The sequence below is a fragment of the Streptomyces sp. NPDC051020 genome (assembly GCF_040683105.1).
GTDB lineage: Bacteria > Actinomycetota > Actinomycetes > Streptomycetales > Streptomycetaceae > Streptomyces.
In genome coordinates this window covers 1-22,558 of sequence record NZ_JBFBCG010000009.1, presented here as the reverse complement: position 1 = coordinate 22,558, position 22,558 = coordinate 1, and the positions used below count along the sequence as shown (strand labels likewise).

18 protein-coding genes, 4 pseudogenes and 1 riboswitch are annotated in these 22,558 nt (G+C 70.5%); of the genes and pseudogenes, 5 read left to right on the top strand and 17 right to left on the bottom strand.

Annotated elements, in window-relative coordinates:
* Positions 1-211 precede the first annotated feature (211 nt).
* Positions 212-1,267, top strand: coding sequence for a septation protein SepH (gene sepH, locus AB0N06_RS07390; protein ID WP_366133734.1), 1,056 nt, complete (start codon positions 212-214; stop codon positions 1,265-1,267).
* A 100-nt stretch (positions 1,268-1,367) separates the two neighbouring features.
* On the opposite strand, the gene AB0N06_RS07385 is transcribed toward sepH, so the two are convergent.
* A complete protein-coding gene (locus AB0N06_RS07385; RefSeq protein WP_366133733.1) occupies positions 1,368-2,195 on the bottom strand; it encodes a sulfurtransferase in 828 nt (275 codons plus the stop codon).
* A gap of 232 nt (positions 2,196-2,427) precedes the next feature.
* On the opposite strand from AB0N06_RS07385, the gene AB0N06_RS07380 reads away from it, so the two are divergent.
* Positions 2,428-3,204 (top strand): VOC family protein, encoded by a 777-nt coding sequence (locus AB0N06_RS07380; RefSeq protein ID WP_366133732.1) that lies wholly within the window; start codon positions 2,428-2,430, stop codon positions 3,202-3,204.
* Between the two features lie 260 nt (positions 3,205-3,464).
* On the opposite strand, the gene AB0N06_RS07375 is transcribed toward AB0N06_RS07380, so the two are convergent.
* From AB0N06_RS07375 to AB0N06_RS07350, 6 genes are all read right to left on the bottom strand, one after another.
* Positions 3,465-3,884, bottom strand: coding sequence for an SRPBCC domain-containing protein (locus AB0N06_RS07375; RefSeq protein WP_366133730.1), 420 nt, complete (start codon positions 3,882-3,884; stop codon positions 3,465-3,467).
* Entirely contained in the window at positions 3,881-4,195 is a 315-nt protein-coding gene (locus tag AB0N06_RS07370; protein ID WP_366133729.1) for a metalloregulator ArsR/SmtB family transcription factor, read from the bottom strand. Before AB0N06_RS07370 ends, AB0N06_RS07375 begins: the two co-directional genes overlap by 4 nt.
* A 77-nt stretch (positions 4,196-4,272) precedes the next feature.
* A complete protein-coding gene (locus AB0N06_RS07365; protein ID WP_366133728.1) occupies positions 4,273-4,923 on the bottom strand; it encodes a thymidine kinase in 651 nt (216 codons plus the stop codon).
* A 52-nt stretch (positions 4,924-4,975) separates the two neighbouring features.
* Positions 4,976-6,163: a nucleotide pyrophosphatase/phosphodiesterase family protein gene (locus AB0N06_RS07360; protein ID WP_366133727.1), complete on the bottom strand. Its 1,188-nt coding sequence runs from the start codon at positions 6,161-6,163 to the stop codon at positions 4,976-4,978.
* Positions 6,163-6,759, bottom strand: coding sequence for a DUF5998 family protein (locus tag AB0N06_RS07355; protein WP_358860402.1), 597 nt, complete (start codon positions 6,757-6,759; stop codon positions 6,163-6,165). Before AB0N06_RS07355 ends, AB0N06_RS07360 begins: the two co-directional genes overlap by 1 nt.
* 74 nt (positions 6,760-6,833) lie before the next feature.
* Positions 6,834-9,788 (bottom strand): GNAT family N-acetyltransferase, encoded by a 2,955-nt coding sequence (locus AB0N06_RS07350; protein ID WP_366133726.1) that lies wholly within the window; start codon positions 9,786-9,788, stop codon positions 6,834-6,836.
* A gap of 171 nt (positions 9,789-9,959) precedes the next feature.
* Between AB0N06_RS07350 and AB0N06_RS07345 the strand changes: the two genes are divergently transcribed.
* Positions 9,960-10,241: an HPr family phosphocarrier protein gene (locus tag AB0N06_RS07345; RefSeq protein ID WP_358860404.1), complete on the top strand. Its 282-nt coding sequence runs from the start codon at positions 9,960-9,962 to the stop codon at positions 10,239-10,241.
* Positions 10,242-10,432: 191 nt separating this feature from the next.
* Here the strand turns inward: AB0N06_RS07345 and AB0N06_RS07340 are convergent, their stop codons facing one another.
* From AB0N06_RS07340 to AB0N06_RS07325, 4 genes are all read right to left on the bottom strand, one after another.
* A complete protein-coding gene (locus AB0N06_RS07340) occupies positions 10,433-11,152 on the bottom strand; it encodes a GntR family transcriptional regulator (RefSeq protein WP_366133725.1) in 720 nt (239 codons plus the stop codon).
* Between the two features lie 213 nt (positions 11,153-11,365).
* Positions 11,366-12,172 carry a M23 family metallopeptidase gene (locus AB0N06_RS07335; protein WP_366133724.1) on the bottom strand — a complete coding sequence of 269 codons (807 nt, stop codon included), beginning with the start codon at positions 12,170-12,172 and terminating at the stop codon, positions 11,366-11,368.
* Between the two features lie 12 nt (positions 12,173-12,184).
* A riboswitch (cyclic di-AMP (ydaO/yuaA leader) is annotated at positions 12,185-12,352 on the bottom strand.
* Between the two features lie 208 nt (positions 12,353-12,560).
* Positions 12,561-13,943, bottom strand: a complete 1,383-nt coding sequence (locus AB0N06_RS07330) for a pitrilysin family protein (RefSeq protein ID WP_366133806.1) — start codon at positions 13,941-13,943, stop codon at positions 12,561-12,563.
* Between the two features lie 26 nt (positions 13,944-13,969).
* Complete coding sequence (locus tag AB0N06_RS07325) at positions 13,970-15,346, bottom strand: pitrilysin family protein (protein WP_366133723.1); 1,377 nt, start codon at positions 15,344-15,346, stop codon at positions 13,970-13,972.
* 378 nt (positions 15,347-15,724) lie between these two features.
* On the opposite strand from AB0N06_RS07325, the gene AB0N06_RS07320 reads away from it, so the two are divergent.
* Positions 15,725-18,175, top strand: a complete 2,451-nt coding sequence (locus AB0N06_RS07320) for a DNA topoisomerase IV subunit A (protein WP_366133722.1) — start codon at positions 15,725-15,727, stop codon at positions 18,173-18,175.
* Positions 18,176-18,211: 36 nt separating this feature from the next.
* On the opposite strand, the gene AB0N06_RS07315 is transcribed toward AB0N06_RS07320, so the two are convergent.
* Together AB0N06_RS07315 and AB0N06_RS07310 are read right to left on the bottom strand one after the other, a co-directional pair.
* The gene (locus AB0N06_RS07315; protein ID WP_366133721.1) at positions 18,212-19,315 is read right to left on the bottom strand and encodes a GTP-binding protein; all 1,104 of its coding nucleotides are present in this window, start codon (positions 19,313-19,315) and stop codon (positions 18,212-18,214) included.
* A gap of 23 nt (positions 19,316-19,338) precedes the next feature.
* Positions 19,339-19,571: pseudogene (locus AB0N06_RS07310) on the bottom strand (citrate/2-methylcitrate synthase); the annotation flags it as partial.
* A 15-nt stretch (positions 19,572-19,586) separates the two neighbouring features.
* Here AB0N06_RS07310 and AB0N06_RS07305 point away from each other — a divergent pair.
* Positions 19,587-19,724, top strand: a pseudogene (locus tag AB0N06_RS07305) (citrate synthase); the annotation flags it as partial.
* On the opposite strand, the pseudogene AB0N06_RS07300 reads toward AB0N06_RS07305, so the two are convergent.
* The 4 genes and pseudogenes from AB0N06_RS07300 to AB0N06_RS07285 all read right to left on the bottom strand — a co-directional run.
* A pseudogene (locus AB0N06_RS07300) lies at positions 19,715-19,825 on the bottom strand (LacI family transcriptional regulator); the annotation flags it as partial. The pseudogenes AB0N06_RS07305 and AB0N06_RS07300 sit on opposite strands and share 10 nt — an antisense overlap.
* 6 nt (positions 19,826-19,831) lie before the next feature.
* Complete coding sequence (locus tag AB0N06_RS07295) at positions 19,832-21,424, bottom strand: cation acetate symporter (protein WP_366133720.1); 1,593 nt, start codon at positions 21,422-21,424, stop codon at positions 19,832-19,834.
* The gene (locus tag AB0N06_RS07290) at positions 21,421-21,864 is read right to left on the bottom strand and encodes a DUF485 domain-containing protein (RefSeq protein ID WP_366133719.1); all 444 of its coding nucleotides are present in this window, start codon (positions 21,862-21,864) and stop codon (positions 21,421-21,423) included. The genes AB0N06_RS07295 and AB0N06_RS07290 overlap by 4 nt, the downstream gene beginning before the upstream one ends.
* Positions 21,865-21,995: 131 nt before the next feature.
* Positions 21,996-22,394: pseudogene (locus AB0N06_RS07285) on the bottom strand (response regulator transcription factor); the annotation flags it as partial.
* Positions 22,395-22,558 lie beyond the last annotated feature (164 nt).

Genomic DNA, 22,558 nt, shown 5'->3' with positions numbered 1-22,558 from the left:
ACGGCATCGCACGGGGGCCAGCTACGCGGGGTGACATTTGGTCACTCAGCGTTGCGCAAAGGTCACCGTGTCATACCGGCGATCCAGGGCTCACGCCCGACACGCCGGGCAACACGGCAATGTTGTGGCAGGCTGCACCCGGGCAGGCCACACTCGACTAGCGGAAGCAGCGACGCACGTGACGTCGGCAGGCACCACCCGGGAGGTCCCCATGCCCGAACTGCGTGTCGTGGCCGTCTCCAACGACGGCACACGACTGGTGCTCAAGGCTGCGGACAGCACGGAGTACACGCTTCCGATCGACGAGCGGCTGCGCGCCGCCGTGCGCAACGACCGTGCGCGGCTCGGCCAGATCGAGATCGAGGTGGAGAGCCATCTCCGCCCCCGCGACATCCAGGCCCGGATACGAGCCGGCGCCTCCGCGGAGGAGGTCGCTCAGTTCGCCGGAATTCCGGTCGACCGTGTCCGTCGCTTCGAGGGCCCCGTGCTCGCGGAGCGCGCCTTCATGGCCGAGCGGGCCCGGAAGACTCCCGTGCGCCGTCCCGGCGAGAACACCGGCCCCCAGCTCGGCGAAGCGGTGCAGGAACGCCTCCTGCTGCGCGGCGCCGACAAGGAAACCGTCCAGTGGGACTCCTGGCGTCGTGACGACGGCACCTGGGAGGTCCTGCTGGTGTACCGGGTCGCGGGCGAGCCGCACTCGGCGAGCTGGACGTACGACGCGCCGCGACGGCTGGTCCAGGCCGTGGACGACGAGGCGCGTTCGCTGATCGGCGAGACCGACGATGTCGCCGCGCCCGAGCCCAGCTTCCCGTTCGTGCCCCGGATCGCCCGACTGCCGCGTGACCGGCCGCTGGACCGTGCGCTCGACCGTCAGATGGAACGGCCCGCTCCGCCGCCTCCGCCCGAGCCGGAGGAGCACATCGTCGGAGTCTCAGCCGGTGAGCGCGACTCGCTGACCAGCCTGCTGGAGGCCGTGCCGAGCTTCCGTGGCGACATGGTGGTGCCGGAGCGGCCCGAGCCGCCGACGACCGAGCCCGCCGCTCAGGAGCCGGAGGCCGACGAGCCGCCGGCCCCGGCAGCCTCCGCGGGCGCCGGTTCCGCTTATGCGGATGTGCTGATGCCGCGCGCGGTGGCCGGTCACCGCGACCGGTTGACCGGGACGACTGACCGCCAGGCGGAGGCGGACGGTGTCCGTCCGGGCCGCCGGGCCGCGGTGCCGAGCTGGGACGAGATCGTCTTCGGCACCCGCCGCAAGAAGCAGGACTGACCCGGGTGACCGTGGCATGACGAGGGCCCGTACGCCGCAGCGTACGGGCCCTCGTGCGGTCTGCCTCCGGAACCGGTCACCGCAATTCCGGATGGCGCCGCTACTGGGGGTCGGGGCCCGTGGCCACCGGCCGGGACTCGTCGGCGGACCACTCGGACCAGGAGCCCGCGTACAGCGCGGCGGGGATTCCCGCGACGGCCAGGGCCAGCACCTCGTGCGCGCCGGAGACCCCGGAGCCGCAGTAGACGCCGACCTCCGGCGCCCCGTCCGTGCCGAGCTCCTTGAAGCGGGCGGCCAACTCCTCTGCGGGCAGGAACCGCCCGTCACCACCCGTGTTCTCGGACGTCGGGGCCGAGACCGCACCGGGAATGTGGCCGCCGACCCGGTCGATCGGCTCGACGTCGCCGCGGTAGCGCTCCGCGGCCCGCGCGTCGAGCAGCAGTCCGGAGCGGGCCAGCGCCGCCGCGCCTTCCGCGTCCAGCAGGGGAAGCGCACCCGGTTCGGGCCGGAAGTCGCCCTCGGCGGGGGTGGGCGACTCGGTGGAGAGCTCGCCGCCCCAGGCAGCGAGACCGCCGTCCAGCACACGGACGTCCGGGTGCCCCGTCCAGCGCAGCAGCCACCAGGCGCGCGCCGCGGCCCAGCCCTGACCGCCGTCGTACACCACGACCGGAGTGTCGCGGGAGACCCCGGCGCGGCGCATCACGGCGCCGAATTCCTCGGGGTCGGGCAGTGGATGACGGCCGCCGCTACCTGCCGGACCGGCGAGTTCCGCGTCCAGATCGACAAAGACCGCACCAGGGATGTGTCCGGCCTCGTAGTCGTGACGGCCGTGCGGTCCACCGAGCTGCCAACGCACGTCCAGGAGCACCGGCGGACGTGGCCCCGCCGACTCGCTCGCACATTCGAATGCGGAGATGATGGGCTTCATGGGTGCCATCCTCGCGCAGAAGCATGCTCACCTGTAACAACACTGAAACGGATGTACCGCATCAATCCGGACTTCCTCTGTCGAGATCCGGGAACATGCGGCGCGGCCGGGGCACATCGCGCGCCGGGTGGTGCAAGCATCTGCACGGGGCGTACACATCCCGCACCGCCGGTCGGCGCGTCGGCCCCGTTCCCCCGTACGGCCACCACGATGGTCCGAGGAGAGAGTGACGATGACCGAGGCTGCCGTTCGGCGCACACCCGGAACACCTTGCTGGGTGAGTCTGATCGTGCACGGCCTGTCCACAACCCAGAAGTTCTACGCGGAGCTGTTCGGCTGGGAGTTCGGGCCCGGCCCGCAGCAACTGGGGCCGTACGTGCGGGCGCTGATCGACGGGCAGGAGGTCGCGGGCATCGGGCAGCTGCCGCCGGAACGGCACCTGCCGGTCGCCTGGACGACCTATCTGGCCACCGACGACGCCGACGTCACGGCGGAGACCATCCGCTCCTGCGGCGGCACCGTCGCCGTGGGGCCGCTGGACGCCGGTGAGGCCGGCCGGCTCGCCATCGCCTCCGACCCGAGCGGTGCGGTCTTCGGGATCTGGCAGGCCGCCGCGCACCTCGGTACGGCGCTGGCGCGGGTCCCCGGCACCCCGGTCTGGAACGAGCTGGTGACCCGCGAGACCTCGACCGTCGCCAAGTTCTACCAGGCGGTCTTCGGCTACGACGCAGAGGCGGTGGTCTCGGCCGACTTCGACTACCAGACCCTGCACCTGAACGGCCGCCCGGTGGCCTCGCTGCGCGGCGTCGGCCGCGCCCTGCCGCGCGACCGGGGCCCGCACTGGATGACGTACTTCGAGGTCGCCGACACCGACGTGGCGACCGCACGGGTGGTGGATCTCGGCGGGCAGGTGCTGCAGCCCCCGCGGGACGGGTCGAACGGGCGCGTGGCGACCGTCGCGGACCCGGAGGGTGCCGCCTTCACGATCGTACGGTCCGAGGACCGGTGATCCCTCACGCCGAGGGCGGCCGCGCCCACCGCGCCGCCTGAGAGGCCGCGCACATGGGTGGGGTGGAGGAAGGAGCGGGGCGAGGGGCAAGCCTGGCAAGGCGGAGGAGGGAGGCGACGCGGAGGGGGCCCCTCCCACGCCTTTCGGGCGATGGGGGAGTCGTCGACCGACGACAACGCCGCCAGGCGCCGCCCATCGGCACGCGACGCCGCCCCACCTATGCGCGCGGCCTCTGAGCCCCTTCCGTTCGCGCGGGCCCGCTACCGGCCCCCACCGGCGAGCGCCGGTTCGATGCGGAGCAGGACGTCCGGCCAGCCGTCGCCCATGCCCTGGAACGCCGCTTTACCCAGAGGTGAGTCGACATCGAACCCGGCATGTTCCAGAAACAGCCGGGTGCCCGTCCCCTCGGGGTGAAGCCGCCAGGTGACGGTGGTGTCCAGCGAGCCAGGGGCAAAGCTGTAGCGCAGAAGACGCTCAGGCTCGACAGCGAGCACCTCACATGCCTGCTGGCCCCAGGAACCCATGTCCAGGGTGAAGCGGTGCCCCACAACAGGCCGCACATCACCGGCGGCCCACCACCGCGCGTGCAGTTCGGGATCGGTCAGCGCCCGCCAGACCGCCGCCGGCGGATGGGCGATGAACTGGTCAGCATGGATGACGGCCGGGTCTGCGCTGGTCATCGGTTCTCCTCGTCGATCAGATCGCTCAGCGCGCCCATCCGGGCCCGCCAGTAGCGTTCGAAGGGATGCAGCCACTCGACCGCCTCGGCCAGTGGGGCTGCTTCCAGGTGGTAGTAGCGGTACCGCCCGCGCGGCTCCTCACGCACCAGCCCCGCAGCTCTGAGCACCGCCAGGTGTTCGGAGACCGCGGGCCTGCTCAGTTCGAACGCACCGGCGAGATCGCCGGCCGCGCGTGGGCCGTCACGGAGAGCCTCCAGAAGCGTGCGCCGGACAGGGTTGGCCAGGGCGCCGAAAATATCTGCTTCCGCCATGCCCACATTATGCGTCGGAAAATTCCGACACGTCAAACACGCGGAGACGAGGCCTGGAAGGGGGCTCCGCCGGTCTCTTAGCCGGACGTCACCGGAAGGACGTCCGGCGACAGCACACCCGCGCGGGCGGTCGCGCTGGTCATCCTGCGCTGGTAGTGGCGCCTGCACAGCACCTCGTAACCGACCTCGTCCGTCTGCTGGTTGACGTCCCCCACCACGACCTGGGCGCCTTCGACGACCATCTCACCGCCCACCGTGCGGGCGTTGTGCGTCGCCCGTGCACCGCACCAGCACAGCGCTTCGACCTGAAGGGTCTCGACCCGGTCGGCCAGTTCCATCAGGCGCTGGGACCCGGGGAACAGCTTCGTCCGGAAATCGGTGGTGATACCGAACGCGAAGACGTCCAGGCCGAGGTCGTCGACGATCCGGGCGAGCTGGTCGATCTGTACAGGAGCGAGGAACTGCGCCTCGTCCACGATCACGTAGTCCGCCCGGCCGCCACGGGTGATGTGGTCGACGAGATGGGCGTACACATCCATGCCCTCGTCGGCCTCGACGGCCTCCGTGACGAGCCCCAGCCGCGAGGAGAGCTTGCCCTCACCCGCCCGGTCGTCACGGGTGAAAATGAGGCCCTGCAGCCCGCGAGCCGACCGGTTGTGGCCGATCTGCAGCGCCAGCGTGCTCTTTCCGCAGTCCATCGTTCCGGAGAAGAACACAAGCTCGGGCATGAGGGGGTGAACACCTTTCGGTTCAGCAAGGGCAGGAGAGGGAGAAAACGGGTTACGAGCGTACTTCGAGGAGCGGGACAAGCTGCTCGACGGGGGTCATCGAGCCGTGCATGCCCACCATCGCCGATTCGTGCGGCTCCTGGACGGACGCGGTGACCACCACGTCGTCGCGGGCGGCCGCCACCACGTCGCCGATCCTGCCGTACACCCGCTCGTCGACCTTCGGACCGAACCAGCCCGCCGCGATCGCCTCGTCCCGGCTCGCCACCCAGAACTGCTCGCCGAGCACTTCCTGCCAGACAGTCAGCACATCGGCCTCGGCGCCGGGGACGGCGTACACATGGCGGGCCCGGCCCTCGCCACCGAGCAGGGCGACGCCCGCGCGCAGTTCCCAGTCCTCGTCGAAATCGATCCGGGACTGTTCGTCGAAGGGGATGTCGATCATGCCGTGGTCGGCGGTGATGTACAGCGCCGAGCGGGGCGGGAGCTGCTCGGCGAGGCGCTGCACGAGACCGTCCACGTACATCAGCTGGCCGCGCCAGGCGTCGGAGTCGACGCCGAAGCGGTGCCCCTTGCCGTCGATCTCGCTGTAGTACGTGTAGACGAGCGACCGGTCACCGGCGGCGAGCCGGTCCGCGGCCAGGTCCATCCGGTCCTCGCCGGAGAGCCTGCCGTGGAACGTGCCGCCACTCAGCGCGACCTCGGTGAGCGGGGTGTGCTGGAAGGTCGGGGCGGAGACCTGCGCAGTCGCCACACCGGCCTCGTCGGCGAGCCGGAAGACGGTGGGATACGGCTGCCAGACCGCCGGCGAGGTCCAGGGCTTCCAGCGGAGCTGGTTCATCAGCTCGCCGGTCTCCGGATTGCGGGCGGTGTAGCCGGGAAGGCCGTGTGCGCCGGGCGGCAGCCCCGTACCGACCGAGGCGAGCGAGGTCGCGGTGGTGGCCGGGAAGCCCGCCGTGATGGGACGGCCCGTGCCCCCGCGAGAGGTGGGGAGCAGCGAGTGCAGATACGGCGCCTCGTCCGGGTGGGCCTTGATCTGCTCCCAGCCGAGTCCGTCGATCAGGAAGACGCAGTTCCGGTCGGCGGGGGTGAGCTCCGGTATCGCCGCCGTGAAGCCTGGCACGCCCTGTCCGGCGACGAGCGTCGGCAGCAGATCGGCGAGCGAACCGCTGCCGTACGCGGGGACGGGAGCGCTGTCGAGAGGGAGCAGAACGGGGTCCTGCCAGGCCGGCTGGGCCATCAGCGGCCGGTAGCCGCGATCGCGGCCGTCGCCTCGGAGAGGGACTGGGCGAAGGCAAGAGTCTGCCGCACCGTATCCGGGCCGTCACCGGCCTCGCTGACGCGCAGGCTCAGGTCGTCGGCGGTGGAGCTGCCGGTGTAGCCGTGGTCCGCCTCGCAGTTGGGGTCGCCACAGGCGGCGGGCTCCAGGTCGATGCGGGAGACCGCGCCCCAACCGATGGTCAGGACGACCTCGCGGGGCAGTGTGCCCGGGACGTACTTCTCCGGGTCGGCCACGACTCGACTGACCACCACCGACGAGATCCGGTCCAGCTTGACGGACTCGGTGGAGGTGGTGGCGTACGGCGACGGGGAACTGGTGTCCGCGTTCTGCTCGTCGGTGTGGCTGACGATGAAACGGTTGTCCGTCAGGACCAGGACCGTGACGTGCCTGCGCACCTCGTTGGAGTCGAAGGTCGTCTCCTGGTGCACCAGGTACGAAGCGACCGGCTCACCCCCGACGGCGGCCTCCACCGCCTCGGCCACAAGGGCCGGGTAGTAGCCGCTGCGCTCGATCGCCGCGCGCAGCCCCTGGGTCGTCGTACCGGTCTTCGCCATACGGACCATCCTACGGTGGGTGGGTGACTGCCGGGGACGCTGTGGACAGGGCCTGCGGCGGATCGCCCGTGGATTCAGTAGTTGGGCAGGCGACGGGGGCCGAGGTCGGTACGGGCCGGTGGCGGCGACAGCCGGACGGTCGCGCCGAGGACGGTCAGCCCCTGCGTGGCGACCACGACCGGTTCCAGTGCGACGGAGACCACCTCGGGATGATCGTCGACGAGCCGGGACACCCTCAGCAGCAGTTCCTCGAGCGCCGCGGTGTCGACCGGCGCCGAGCCCCGCCAGCCGAAGAGGACCGGGGCCGCCCGGATGGACCGGATCAGTTCGGCGGCGTCGCGGTCGGTGGCCGGCACGAGGCGGTGGGCGGTGTCCCCGAGGAGTTCGGAGGGCGCGCCCGCGAGACCGAAGGAGAGGACGGCGCCCGCCGCCGGGTCGATCGTGGCCCGCACGACGGTGTCCACACCGCGCGGTGCCATGGACTGGACGACCGGTTGGAGCTCGGTGGGCTTGCCGAGCAGGTCGGTCAGCTCGCTGTACGCCCGGCGCAGCGCGGTCTCGTTGGCGAGGTCGAGCCGTACGCCGCCGAGGTCGGCACGGTGGCGCAGATGAGGCGCGGTGGTCTTGAGCGCCACCGGAAAGCCGAGCCGGGCAGCCGCGGCGAGGGCGGCGTCCGGGTCGAGGGCGGGGAGCGTCGGCCGTACGGAGATGCCGTAGCGGCCAAGGAGTTCGCGCGCCTCGTCGTGGCTGAGCTGACGGCCCCGGGGATCGGGGTCGGGCCCGAGGAGTGCGTCGATACGTTCGGCGGCGCCCGCCTCGTCGATGGTGTCCTCGAGGAACTCGGGCACCTTGCCGGGCACCGCGGCCTGCCGTCGCCACTGCGCGTACTTCACCGCCTCGGCGAGGGCACGGACGGCACGCTCGGCGGCGGGGTAGGCGGGGATCCGGCCGGTGGAGGGAGCGGACGACGTGGGGGCACCGGAGCCGGGGGCGTTCGGCTGGGCCGGGGGATCCGGCGGAGCTGAGCCGACTGGGGTGCCGGTGATGCTCGGCGTGGCTGAAGCGCCTGTGGGGCTCGTGACGCGCGGGGTGCTCTTGCCGTCCGCCGACGCCGAAGCACCCGGGGCAGCCGTCGCGGCCACCCGCGGCGCCGCGACCGTGCTGCTGGCGGCCGCGAGCGCCTCCGCCAGCCCGCCGATCTCCACGTGGACCACGGCCACCGGCTTGGCCGGCCCCGTGGCCGCCGCCGCGCGCAGCGCGGCGGCCAGGACCTCGCCGTCACCCGTTTCCGCCTGGCCGTTCTCGCCGACCCACGGGATCGCCGTCACGATCACCGCATCGCAGCTCCGGTCGGCGAGTGCCTCCGCCAGCGCATCCCGGAAGTCCTGAGGGGTGGCCGCGGTGGTGAGGTCGCGGGGCGGGCGCGGGCGCAGCCCCTCGGCCAGGCAGGCGTCGTACGTGAGCAGGCCCAGGGACTCGGAGTTGCCGAGGATCGCGACCCGGGGACCCGCCGGGAGGGGCTGGTCGGCGAGGAGTAGGCCCGCGTCGACCATCTCCGTCACCGTGTCGACGCGGATCACGCCCGCCTGCCGCATGAGCGCGGAGACCGTCGCGTCCGGGATCCGGCTGACCGGCACCGCATGACCGGGCGGGGTGCTTCCGCTGTGCCGGGCCCCCTTCACCACGACGACCGGCTTCACCGCTGCGGTGCGCCGCGCGAGGCGGGTGAACTTCCGCGGATTGCCGAGGGATTCGAGGTAGAGCAGGGCGACGTCGGTGTCCTGGTCCTCGTACCAGTACTGGAGGAAGTCGTTGCCCGAGATGTCGGCGCGGTTGCCCGCGGAGATGAACGTCGACAGACCCGCGCCGCGCCGGTAGAGCCCGGAGAGCAGGGCGATGCCGATCGCGCCCGACTGCGTGAACAGACCGATGCGCCCCGGGGCGGGCGGCTCGGGGGCGAGGGAGGCGTTCAGCCGTACGGCGTCCGCGTTGTTGATGATCCCGAAGGCGTTCGGGCCGATGATGCGCATGCCGTACGAGCGGGCCTGGCGGACCAGTTCGCGCTGCCTTTCCCTGCCTTCGGCACCCCATTCGGCATATCCGGCGGAGAGGACCACGAGGCCCTGAACGCCGTGTTCGCCGCAGTCGGCGACGGCCTCCGGGACCCGGTCAGCGGGCACGGCGACGACCGCGAGGTCCACTGGTTCACCGATCTCGCCGATGGAGCGGTGCGCGGGGACGCCGTCGATCGTTCCCTGGTCTGCGGCGAACGAGTTGTTCACGGCGTACGCACGGCCGGTGAAGCCCGCGCCGAGGAGGTTGCGCAGAACCGTGCGGCCGACCCCGCCGGGGTTACGCCCGGTGCCGATGACGGCGACGGACCCCGGTGCGAGCAGCCGCTGCACCGACCGCGCCTCCGCCCGCTGCTCACGGGCGCGCTGGACGGCGAGGGACTCGGCGGTCGGTTCGAGGTCGAGGGTGAGATGGACGGCGCCGTCCTCGAAGCTGCGCTGCTGGGTGTACCCGGCATCACGGAACACCTTGATCATCTTGGTGTTGGCGGGCAGCACCTCGGCGGCGAAGCGGCGGATGCCGCGCTCACGCGCCACTGCGGCGATGTGTTCGAGGAGCGCCGATGCCACGCCGCGGCCCTGGTGCGCGTCCTGGACGAGAAAGGCGACCTCGGCCTCGTCGGCGGGGACGGAGGCCGGCCGGCCGTTCGCGTCGATCCGGTCGTAGCGGACAGTGGCGATGAAATCACCGCCGACCGTGGCGGCGAGCCCCACCCGGTCGACGTAGTCGTGATGGGTGAAGCGGTGGACGTCCTTGGCGGACAGACGGGGGTAAGGAGCGAAGAACCGGTAGTACTTCGACTCGTCGGAGACCTGCTCGTAGAAGCTGACCAGGCGCTCGGCATCGTCCGTGGTGATGGGCCTGATGCGGGCCGTACCGCCGTCGCGGAGCACCACATCCGCTTCCCAGTGGTCGGGGTACGCGTGGTGCGGACTCTGCTCCGGCGTGGGCTGCATGGGCCAAGCCTACGGCGCGGTCAGCGGTCGCATAGGGCCCGGGGCCAGGGCAGTCTGAGAGCTCCGATCAGCCGTGCAGCACGGGCTGGGGCCGGGTCGCGGGTCGGCGGGCAACAGTGCACTGCGTGAGAGGCTGGTCTGGACAATCATTGATCCGTGAAGGGCAGAACCATGGCTGAGCGTCGCGTCAATGTCGGTTGGACCGAGGGCCTGCACGCCCGCCCCGCTTCCATCTTCGTTCGTGCGGCCACGGCGTCCGGTATCCCCGTGACGATCGCCAAGCCCGACGGCCCCCCGGTGAACGCCGCCTCCATCCTCGCGGTGCTCGGTCTCGGCGCGCACGGCGGCGAGGAGATCGTGCTCGCCTCCGAGGCGGACGACGCGGAGGCCGCGCTCGACCGGCTGGCGAAGCTGGTCACCGAGGGGCTCGAGGAACTCCCGGAGACCGTCTGATTCCAGGGTTCCGATCAGGTGGAAGCCTTTCCGGCCGGTTCCTGTCGGGTCCATTTCCGTGGCGGAGCCGCGATACCCCCAACCGGGATCGCGGCTCCTTCGTTTTCTGATACCGACAATGCCTCCGGAGCGAATTTCGGGGAGCCGAAAGAAAGCCCCGCACTTACTTCACTTTGTATACGGCGCAGGTGTTAATACCGGCCACTCGCGGTGTTTACGGCATGTCGCGAAGGCCTCACCCGGCCGCCGGACCGGGGGGCGCCGGCATCACGGCCCGGAGCACCGCCCGCGCGGCGCAGCCGGTGCGCGGCGGTGGCCCGCTCGGCGTGCTGGGCGGCCAGCGCCCTGGCCCGTTCCGCGTCGCCGCGCGCCACGGCGTCCACGATGGCCCCGTGCTCGCCCCAGCAATCGGCCGGGCAGGCCGGCTGCTCGACCGAGTACATCCAGGCAATCTTGCGGCGTAGCTGGGTGAGCAGCGCGATGAGCCCGGGGCTGCCGGACGCCTGGGCGAGCGTCTCGTGGAACCAGTCGCCCAGGGAGCGCAGATCCTCCCCCGCACCCCGCCTCGCTCTGTCCTGACCCAGCCTGACCAGGCCGCGCAGCACCTTGATGTGCGCCTCGGTGCGGCGTTGCGCGGCACGGGCCGCACCCAGCGGCTCCAGCAGCATCCGTACCTCCAGAAGGTCGGCGGCCTCCTGTTCGGTGGGCTCGGCGACACAGGCACCGGCATGTCGGCGGGTGACCACGAAGCCCTCGGACTCCAGGGTGCGCAGCGCTTCCCGCACGGGGACACGGGAGACCCCGTAACGACGCGCGAGCAGCTCCTCGGTGAGTCTGCCGCCGCGTTCGAAGACACCGGAGACGATGTCGTCACGGATTGCCGTGCATACCGATTGCGCCGGAATACGCATGTCCGAACCTCCGCCTTAATCCCCCGCGAAACGCGGCCGATCGACGCATGTGCCGTGACTCTATTGCAAGGCGACTGCATTTCCGAAGCCGGTCCGAAAACCATGAATATCTTCTGGCCCGGGGACGGTTCCGCGGGGCGGTTCGGCAGGAACGGACACGCCGAAGGCCCCGGGGGAAGCCGGGGCCTTCGGCGCATGGGGACGGGACGTCGGTCAGACGTTCACGCCATGGGCGCGCAGGTACGCCACGGGGTCCATGTCGGAGCCGTACGAAGGCGTGGTGCGGGCCTCGAAGTGGAGGTGCGGTCCGGTGGAATTGCCGGTCGAGCCGGAGAGGCCGATCTGCTGGCCCGCGCCGACGCTCTGGCCGACGGAGACGCCGATCGACGAGAGGTGGCCGTACTGGGTGTACGTGCCGTCCGTCATCCGCAGCACGATGTTGTTGCCGTATGCGCCGCCCCAGCCCGCCTCGACGACCGTGCCGGCGCCGACGGCGACGACGGAGCTGCCGGAGGCGGCGTGGAAGTCGATGCCCGAGTGGCGACCGGAGGACCAGAGGGATCCGCTCGACTTGTAGCCGGTGGTGACGTACGAACCGGCGACCGGGAGCTGGTAGGAGCCCAGGCGGGTGCGCTCGGCGGAACGGGCGGCGCGGGCCTTCGCGTCACGGGCCGCCTTGGCGCGGGCCTCGGCCTTGGCCTTCGCCGCCGCCTCGGCCTTGGCCTTCGCCGCCGCCTCGGCCTTGGCGGCCTCAGCAGCCTTCGCGGCGACGTCGGCCTGGCGTTTCTGCACCTCGGCCTGGGTGGCCACCTGGTCGGCGAGGGCATCCTCGATGGCGACGATCTGGGTCAGACCGGTTTCATTGCCGGAGGGGGCCTCGGCATCCGCGGCGAGGGCCGGAGAGGCCAGTCCGCCGATGACGCCGGTGGTCGCCAGTGTCGCGACTCCGGCGACGCGTGCGCTCCTGCGCTTCAGGCGGCTCGGGGCACGGTGCTTCCCGGTGGGGCGAGTGAACGCCATGAAGTAGCTGGTCCTTTCCTTCCTTCTCGCCTACCGGGTTAGCTGACGGGTTCGGAGCAGGAAGGTCTCCTACGGATCCCCGGCCTCACAGGAGGTCGCGGCATCCGATTCACCCCAGGGACTGCATGGGTCCCCGGCTCCCAAGGCTCGCGCCTGACGGGGACTCGGCGATCACTGCCCGGCGCCACGGATGCGGCATACGAGTGACGGACAGCGGAGCCGACGCTAGGCGGGGGCACTTTCATTCACCAAACGGACAGGGTGCTTTGTAGCGCATCCCACAGGGCAAGCAAGACGTTTTCGTCTCGAATCGGGCAAAAAGGAAGACCCTGGCGAGAAGCGACTCGCCAGGGTCTCTCTTCGCCCCTTTTTGTGGGACTTTGGTGCATCAGCCGGTGACGACTGAAACCTCTCCGATGCCCAACGCCCTGACCGGCTCCTCGATCTGCGCGGCGTCGCCGACGAGAATCGTGACCAGCCGGTCCACGGGGAAGGCGTTGACCACGGCTGCGGTCGCCTCGACCGTGCCGGTCTCGGCCAGGCGGGCGTACAACTGCGCCTGGTAGTCGTCCGGGAGGTGCTGCTCGACCTGGTCGGCGAGCGTGCCGGCGACGGAGGCAGCCGTCTCGAACTTCAGCGGGGCGACACCCACGAGGTTCTGCACGGCGGTCTCGCGCTCGGCGTCGGTCAGCCCCTCGGCCACCAGGGTCCGCAGGACCTTCCACAGGTCGTCGAGCGCCGGTCCGGTGGACTCCGTGTCCACCGAGCCGCTGATCGCCAGCATCGCCGCGCCGGTCACCCCGGAGGCGGAGTCCGGGGCCGTTGAGCGCAGGACCTGCCCGAAGGCCCGCACGCCGTAGGTGTAGCCCTTCTCCTCGCGCAGCACCCGGTCCAGCCGGGAGGTGAGTGTGCCGCCCAGGCAGTAGGTGCCGAGGACCTGAGCCGGCCACACGCTGTCGTGCCGGTCGGCGCCGATGCGGCCGATCAACAGCTGCGTCTGCACAGCGCCCGGACGGTCGACGATCACCACGCGGCCGGTGTCGTCGGCGGTGATCGGCGGGACCGGACGGGGCTCCACAGTGTTCCCGGTCCAGTCGCCGATGGTGTCGGCGAGCAGGGCGTCCAGGTCGATACCGGTGAGGTCGCCGACGACGACGACGGTCGCGGTGGACGGCCGGACATGGGCCTCGTAGAAGGCGCGCACGGCCGCGGAGTCGATCCGCTCCACCGTCTCCTCGGTGCCCTGGCGCGGGCGTGACATCCGCGACGTGGCCGGGAAGAGCTCCTTGGAGAGTTGCTTGGCGGCACGCCGGGCCGGATTGGCCTGCTCGTGCGGAATCTCGTCGAGCCGGTTGTTCACCAGTCGCTCGATCTCGCTGTCGGCGAACGCGGGCGCCCGCAGCGCCTCGGCGACCAGCCCGAGCGCCTTGGCCAGCCGGGAGGCCGGAACCTCCAGGGAGACCCGCATGCCGGGATGGTCGGCGTGCGCGTCGAGGGTGGCGCCGCAACGCTCCAGCTCAGCGGCGAACTCCTCGGCGGAGTGCTTGTCGGTGCCCTCGGAAAGGGCCCGCGCCATGATCGTGGCCACGCCGTCGAGCCCCTCGGGCTCGGCGTCCAGGGGGGCGTCGAGGAAGATCTCGACCGCGACGACCTGCTGGCCGGGACGGTGGCAGCGCAGCACCGTCAGCCCATTGGGCAGGGCGCCGCGCTCGGGTGCGGGAAAGGCCCAGGGCCTGGCCGTGCCGGGGGTCGGCTGCGGGTGGTACTCCATCGATACTCCAGTCGCGGCAGCGTCGGTCACTTGTCCGCCCCTTCGTGCGCGTCGGTGTCGGTGTCCGTCTCATCGGCTTCCGCGTCGGCGGATTCGGCCGGCTCGACCGGCTCGTAGACGAGCACCGCCCGGTTGTCGGGGCGCAGCTGGGCCCTGGCCGCCGCCTGGACCTCGTCCGCGGTGACGTCGAGGACCCGCTGGACGGCGGTCAGGGCGAGCTGCGGGTCGCCGAACAGCACGGCGAACCGGCAGAGTTCATCGGCGCGGCCCGCGACCGTACCGAGTCGGTCCAGCCACTCGCGCTCCAACTGTGCCTGAGCGCGCTCCATTTCCTCGGGCGTGGGGCCCTCGGCGGCGAATCGGGCCAGCTCCTCGTCGACCGCGGCCTCGATCTGCGCCACCTCGACACCGCCGGACGTCTTCACGTCCAGCCAGCCGAGCGAGGGCGCGCCGGCCAGCCGCAGCAGCCCGAAACCTGCCGCAACGGCCGTGCGGTCGCGGCGGACCAGGCGGTTGTGCAGCCGGGAGGACTCGCCTCCGCCGAGCACGGTCAGCGCGAGGTCCGCCGCGTCGCACTCCCTGGTGCCGTCGTGCGGCAGCCGGTAGGCAGCCATCAGCGCCCGTGCCGGGACCTCCTCGTGGACCTCTTCGCGCAGCTGCTCGCCGATGATCTCGGGGAGCGTGCCGTCGCGCGGCGGCTGCTTGCCGTCGTGGGACGGAATGGAGCCGAAGTACTTCTCGATCCAGGCGAGCGTCTGCTCGGGGTCGATGTCGCCGACGACCGACAGCACCGCGTTGTTGGGCGCGTAGTACGTACGGAAGAAGGTCCGCGCGTCTTCGAGCGTCGCCGCGTCCAGGTCGGCCATCGAGCCGATCGGGGTGTGGTGGTACGGGTGGCCCTCGGGGTAGGCGAGGGCGGTCAGCCTCTCGAACGCCGTGCCGTACGGAACGTTGTCGTACCGTTGGCGGCGCTCGTTCTTGACGACGTCCCGCTGATTCTCCATGGACTCGTCGTCGAGCGCGGCGAGCAGCGAGCCCATCCGGTCGGCTTCGAGCCACAGGGCCAGTTCCAGCTGATGCGTGGGCATCGTCTCGAAGTAGTTGGTGCGTTCGAAGCTGGTCGTCCCGTTGAGGGAGCCCCCGGCGCCCTGCACCAGCTCGAAGTGTCCGTTCCCCTTGACCTGTCCGGAGCCCTGGAACATCAGGTGCTCGAAGAGGTGAGCCAGACCCGTGCGCCCCTTGACCTCGTGGCGCGACCCGACGTCGTACCAGAGGCACACCGCGGCGACCGGGGTCAGATGGTCCTCGGAGAGCACCACGCGCAGGCCGTTGGCCAGACGGTGCTCGGTCGCTGTCAAGCCGCCGGAGCCGGCCTGGGCTGTGGCCGTGTGACCCATGGGCATGTACGTCCCTTCGATCGCGATACTGGATTTCCTGCGAGACCTGCCACTGTAAGCAAGCGCACCGACACCTGGCGAAGTTCCCGTGCCGGGGAAGTTCGCGTGAAAGAGCGCTTGGTCCTGTCCGGCCGGTCTTCGTGGATCAGCCTGCGGCGTATGGTGCGGTGCATCGCAAGGCGGAGGATCGTCCTCGTACTGGACGTACTGGGACGACTCCGACAACGCGGCGAGGTGCCGTGCCAGACGTCGCGGACCCACGAAGGCCGGCCGGACAGGGCCTAGGGACGGGTCGAGGTCGGCGTTGTCAGTGCGGCGGTCCACAATGGTCGGCGTCAGAACCAGAGGTTGCCCGAACAGATCTGTGAAGGAGTCGCAGCAGCGATGGCCCGCCGCAGTACGAAGACCCCGCCGCCGGACGACTTCGAGGAGAAGATCCTCGACATCGACGTCGTCGACGAAATGCAGGGCTCCTTCCTCGAGTACGCGTACTCGGTGATCTACTCACGGGCCCTGCCGGACGCCCGCGACGGCATGAAGCCGGTGCACCGCCGCATCGTGTACCAGATGAACGAGATGGGGCTGCGCCCCGACCGCGGCTATGTGAAGTGTGCCCGCGTCGTCGGCGAAGTCATGGGCAAGCTGCATCCGCACGGCGACGCGTCGATCTACGACGCGCTGGTCCGGATGGCGCAGCCGTTCTCGATGCGGCTCCCCCTCGTCGACGGGCACGGCAACTTCGGCTCGCTCGGCAACGACGACCCGCCGGCCGCCATGCGGTACACCGAGTGCCGGATGGCCGACGCCACGTCGCTGATGACGGAGTCGATCGACGAGGACACCGTCGATTTCCAGTCGAATTACGACGGACAGGAACAGGAACCGGTCGCCCTCCCCGCCGCCTATCCGAACCTCCTGGTCAACGGAGCGTCCGGGATCGCGGTCGGCATGGCGACCAACATGCCGCCGCACAACCTGGGCGAGGTCATCGCCGCCGCCCGCCACCTGATCAGGCATCCGGGCGCGGACCTGGAGACCCTGATGCGGTTCGTCCCCGGACCCGACCTGCCGACCGGTGGCCGGATCGTAGGCCTCGGTGGGATCAAGGACGCGTACGCGGCCGGGCGTGGCACGTTCAAGATCCGTGCGACGGTCACCGTGGAGAATGTGACGGCCCGCCGCAAGGGCCTGGTCGTCACCGAACTGCCCTTCTCCGTCGGCCCGGAGAAGGTGATCGCCAAGATCAAGGACCTGGTCTCGGCGAAGAAGCTCCAGGGCATCGCCGATGTCAAGGACCTCACCGACCGCGAGCACGGCCTGCGCCTGGTCATCGAGGTCAAGAACGGCTTCGTGCCCGAGGCCGTGCTGGAACAGCTCTACAAGCTGACGCCGATGGAGGAGTCCTTCGGCATCAACAATGTGGCGCTGGTCGACGGACAGCCGCTCACCCTGGGTCTCAAGGAGCTCCTCGAGGTCTACCTCGACCACCGCTTCGACGTGGTGCGCCGCCGCAGCGAGTTCCGCCGGACCAAGCGCCGGGACCGGCTGCACCTGGTCGAGGGCCTGCTCGTCGCGCTGATCGACATCGACGAGGTCATCCGGCTCATCCGGTCCAGCGACAATTCCGCGCAGGCGAAGGAGCGGCTCATCGAGCACTTCTCGCTGAGCGAGATCCAGACGCAGTACATCCTGGACACCCCGCTGCGCCGGCTGACCCGGTTCGACCGGATCGAGCTGGAGAGCGAGCGGGACCGGCTCAACGCCGAGATCGACGAGCTGACGACGATCCTCGAATCGGACGCCGCGCTGCGCAAGCTGGTCTCCACCGAACTGGCCGCGGTCGCGAAGAAGTTCGGCACCGACCGGCGTACGGTGCTGCTGGAGTCGGCCGGTTCGCAGGTCGCCTCGGTGCCGCTGGAGGTCGCGGACGACCCCTGCCGGGTGCTGCTGTCCTCGACCGGTCTGCTGGCCCGTACGGCCACCGGCGACCCGATCGTCGTCACCGAGGACGCCAAGCGCGCCAAGCACGACGTGATCGTGTCGGCCGTACCGGCGACGGCGCGTGGCGATGTCGGCGTGGTGACGTCGACAGGGCGGCTGCTGCGGCTCTCGGTGATCGACCTGCCCCAGCTGCCGGACACCCATGCCGCGCCCAACCTTTCGGGCGGGGCACAGGTCTCGGAGTTCCTCACGCTGGAGACCGGTGAGGAGGTCATCTGCCTCACCACGCTCGACGAGTCCTCCCCCGGCTTGGCGATCGGCACCCTGCAGGGCGTCGTCAAGCGGGTGGTGCCGGACTATCCGGCCAACAAGGACGAGCTGGAGGTCATCACCCTCAAGGACGGTGACCGGATCGTCGGCGCCGCCGAACTGCGTACGGGCGAGGAGGACCTCGTCTTCATCACGTCCGACGCACAGCTGCTGCGCTACCCGGCGGCCCAGGTAAGGCCGCAGGGCCGGCCGGCGGGCGGCATGGCGGGCGTGAAGCTGGCGGAGGGCGCCGAGGTGCTCTCGTTCGGCGCGGTGGACCCTGCGGCGGACGCGATGGTGTTCACGGTGGCGGGCTCGCACGGCACGCTGGACGACTCGGTGCTGACGGCGAAGCTCACGCCGTTCGACCAGTACCCGCGCAAGGGCAGGGCCACCGGCGGGGTGCGCTGTCAGCGCTTCCTCAAGGGCGAGGACGTCCTGGTGTTCGCTTGGGCGGGTGCGGTCCCGGCGCGGGCGGCGCAGAAGAACGGCACCCCGTCCGAACTGCCGGAGCCGGATCCGCGGCGCGACGGTTCGGGGACGCCGCTGGCCAAGCCGGTCGCGGTGGTCGCCGGACCGGTGTAGCCGGCGGGATGCGTCGGCCGCATGCGTCGGTCGGTTTCAGTCGGCCGCCCGTTGCACGTAACGCAGGACGCCCCACATGCTCTGCTCATGTGCGGCGTCCTGCGTCATGTCCGGCGCCGGCCCTGCTTCCACCGGTGGTTCGGTGCTCTCACGGCAGTCGGCCAGCTCCTTGTGCAGGGCATCCGGGTCGATGCCGGAGCCGATCAGCACCAACTGGGTGAGGCGCGGTTCGTCGCGCTTCCAGGGCCGCGGGGCGAACCGCAGGAACCGGCCGACCGCATGCACCTCGTACTTGTTTCCGCGGTCTCCCGCGCCGAAGTCGACGTACCCCTTGATCCGGTAGAGGCCCTCCGGCCGGGAGTCGAGAAACTCCATCGTTCGGCGGGGGTTCATGGGTACATCGGCGCTGAACGAGACACTCTCGTACGTGGTGTGCAGATGCCCGGCGTGCGTCTCGCCGCCTGCCTCGTCCAGCAGGAGGTCCTCGAAGGAGAGCTGACGCATCCGCTCCTCGCCGTCCGGCCGCAGCGCCGGGTCGAAGAGCAGCTCCGGGTCGATGCGTCCGTACTCGGCGGAGACAACGGCCGCCCTGCTGCCGGTCGCCGCGACGACGTCCCGGATACGGTCCTGCTCCTCGTCCGTGACCCGGTCCGTCTTGTTCAGCACGACAAGATCGGCGACGCCGAGGTGCCGGTCGATCTCCGGATGGCGCTCCCGGACGGCGTCGAACTCGGCGACGTCGACGAGCTCGACCAGTCCCCCGTACACGATGTGCGGGTTGTCGCTGGCCAGCAGCATGCGCACGAGCTCCTGGGGTTCCGCGAGTCCGCTGGCCTCGATGACGATCACGTCGAGGCCGACGGCGGGGCGGGTCAGTGTCTCCAGGAAGGTATCGAGTTCGCTCGCGTCGACGGCGCAGCACAGACATCCGTTGCCCAGTGAAACAGTCGAGCCGACCTGCCCCGAGACGGTCATGGCATCGATCTCGATCGAACCGAAATCGTTGACGATCACGCCGATCCGGTTCCCCGCGCGGTGGCGGAGCAGGTGGTTGAGCAGGGTCGTCTTGCCGGAACCCAGGAACCCTGCCAGGACGATGACCGGGATCTGCTGCCTGCGGGGCGGGGATGACGGGCTCAACGGTGGCCTTCCTCGGGGGGACCTCAGGGCGCCGGTACCGGCTGCGGCGGGGGTGGAGACCGATGCAGCGGGCCGCCGGGCGGATGATCTTCGAGTCCTCCGCCTGCTTCAGGATATGGGCGTTCCAGCCGGGCACACGCGCCGCACAGAAGGTCTGCGTGAACATCTCACGCGGCATCCCGCACAGCTCCATGACGGCCCCGGCGCAGAACTCCACGTCGGTGAGGAGCTCTCGGCGCGGCTTGAACTCGGCGAGGAATTCCTCGCCCCCGGCCGCAGGGTGCCGGGGCTCGGACACCGGCTCCACACCGCCGAGGACTCGCGGGCGCGGACGCTGTTCGCCCTGCTCGCGCAGGTTCCGCAGGCGGCGCCCCCGCCGGCCACGGCGCGCGACATGGCCACCACGACTGTCAGTCCCTGCTGGATGAGCGCACCGCCGACGACCTCGGCGAAGGCCGGGAAGATCGGGTTCTGCAGCTCCGGCAGGACCAGTCCGACCAGCCGGGCCCGGACCGGCTACACCGCCCCCGCCCCGGTCAGCGCGCGGACCTCGGTCTCCGCATGCTTGGCGTCGTCGGGTGGCTCGGGTGATGTGACTGTGCCGATCCAGCCGGCCAGGAAGCCGAGCGGGACGGAGACCAGTCCGGGGTTCTCCAGCGGGAAGAACTGGAAGTCGACGCCGGGGAAGAGCGAGGTGGGGCTGCCGGAGACGACCGGTGACAGCAGGACGAGCAGCACCGCGGGGATCAGCCCGCCGTAGACCGACCAGACCGCTCCCCGCGTGGTGAAGTTCCGCCAGAACAGCGAGTAGAGCAGCACCGGCAGATTGGCCGAGGCGGCGACGGCGAAGGCGAGCCCGACCAAGAACGCCACATTCAGATCCTGGGCGACCAGGCCCAGCCCGATGGCGGCCACCCCGATCCCGGCCGCGGCGACCCTGGCCACGGTGACTTCGCTGTGCTGCTTGGAGTCCGGGCGCCTGAGCGAGGCGTAGAGGTCATGAGCCACGGAGGCGGAGGAGGCAAGCGTGATCCCGGCGACGACGGCGAGAATGGTCGCGAAGGCCACGGCCGCGACCACGGCGAACAGAATCGCTCCCCCGGTGGAACCTTCGCCGCCGCCGAGCACCAGGGCCAGCAGCGGGACGGCCGTGTTCCCGGCGGGACTCGACGCCCGTACGTCCGCCGAACCGACCAGCGCTGCCGCACCGAACCCGAGCACGATCGTCATCAGGTAGAAACTGCCGATGAGGCCGATCGACCAGACGACCGAGCGGCGGGCGGCGCGGGCGGTGGGCACGGTGTAGAAGCGCGACAGGATGTGGGGCAGTCCGGCCGTACCGAGCACCAGGGCCAGCCCGAGGCTGATGAAGTCGAATCGGGCGGTCCAGCTGCCGCCGTACTTGAGTCCGGGCGAGAGGAACTTCAGTCCGTGGCCGCTCCGCTCGGCGGCGGAGGTGAGGAGCGCGTTGACGTTGCCGTGGAAACGGACCAGAACGAGCACGGTGAGCACAGTCGCGCCCACGATCAGCAGGACGGCCTTGACAATCTGGATCCAGGTCGTGGCGCGCATCCCTCCGAGGGACACATAGATCACCATGAGCGCCCCGACCCCGATGACGGTCCAGGAGCGGGCGGTGTTGCTCGTACCGCCGAGAAGCAGGGCGACCAGACTGCCCGCGCCCACCATCTGCGCCACCAGGTAGAGCACGGAGACGGTGACGGAGGAGGTGCCCGCCGCGATCCGTACCGGACGTTCCGACATCCGCGCGGCCACCACGTCGGCGAGGGTGAATCGGCCGCAGTTACGGACGAGTTCGGCCACCAGCAGCAGGACGACGAGCCAGGCGACGAGGAAGCCGACCGAGTACAGCATGCCGTCGTATCCGAACAGCGCGATCAGGCCGGAGATACCGAGAAAGGATGCGGCCGACATGTAGTCACCGGCGATCGCGAAACCGTTCTCCATGGGGGAGAACAACCGACCGCCGGCATAGAACTCCTCCGCCGAGCCATGCCGGTTGCGGCTCACCCAGGTGGTGATGGCGAGCGTCACGGCGATGAATGCGCTGAACAGAAGCAACGCCAGGGTCTGGTGATTTCCGCTCAACGCCCGATCCCCCGCGTCATCTCCTGAGTCTCCCACCGCAGATCGAGCGCGGTCTGGTCCCTGCGCAGCCGCGCATGGCGTGTGTACGCCCCGGTGAGCAGGAACGTGGTGAGGAACTGCCCGAGCCCCGCGACCATCGCCACGTTGACGGCCCCGGCGACCGGACGGGCCATCAGCCCGGGTGCGGTGACCGCCGTGACCACGTAGGCGAGGTACCAGATGACGAAGGCCAGGGTGGCGGGGCCGACGAACCGCCGGTACCGACGACGCACTTCCTGGAAGGCCGCGCTGCGCTGCACCTCCAGATAGATGTCGGCCGCGCTGTGGCTGCGCTGCGGGGCCACGGGCCCGGGTGGCCCGACGGACACGAAGCCCCCCGCACCGTCCAGCTCGCCCCATCCGGAGGCCAGAGCGTCGTACCACGGGTCGTCGACTCGCATCGCTGCAGCGTCCCGCCCTGCTTCCTTCTCCACCGAACAACTCCCCTTGTCCACGGACCACTTCGGCCGCGTACACAAGAATGGGCAGATCAGGAAGATCCCGGGCACTTCATTCGCCGCTCTTCACCTCTTCAGGTGAAGGATCTCCCGGGCGGGTGTGCGAGACCCCGAACGTACGCATAGCGCACGGCCTGCGCTCTGTCGCGCACCCCGGCCTTGGCGAAGAGATTGTTGATGTGACTCTTCACGGTGGCCTGCGAGATGTGCGGCTTGCGGGCGATCTCCCGGTTGGACAGGCCCTCGGCGATCAGAACGAGTACTTCCGCCTCGCGGGGCGTGAGAACGTCGGGCAGTCGCGACTCGTCAGGCACCGGCCCGGCGGGGACCGGTGCTGTGGTGACCCGCTCCAACAGCCGGCGCTGCACCACGGGCGAGAGCCCGGCCTCACCCGACAGCACTGCCTGGATGGCCCGCACGATCTCGTCGCCCCCGGCGTCCTTGGTGAGGTAGCCGCGGGCCCCCGCCTGCAGTTGATGAGCCCTGACATGGCGGCCTCCGAAGCGCGGAAAGGTTCAACACCTTCGACGCTACGGAAAATGCCAGGTCAGCGATCCAGCGCACCTTCGGTGCGCGCCGGGGGCGTGGTAAATGCCGTGGCGTGCGCTGGGGGTGCTTCTGTCCGCTCTGACGGGGG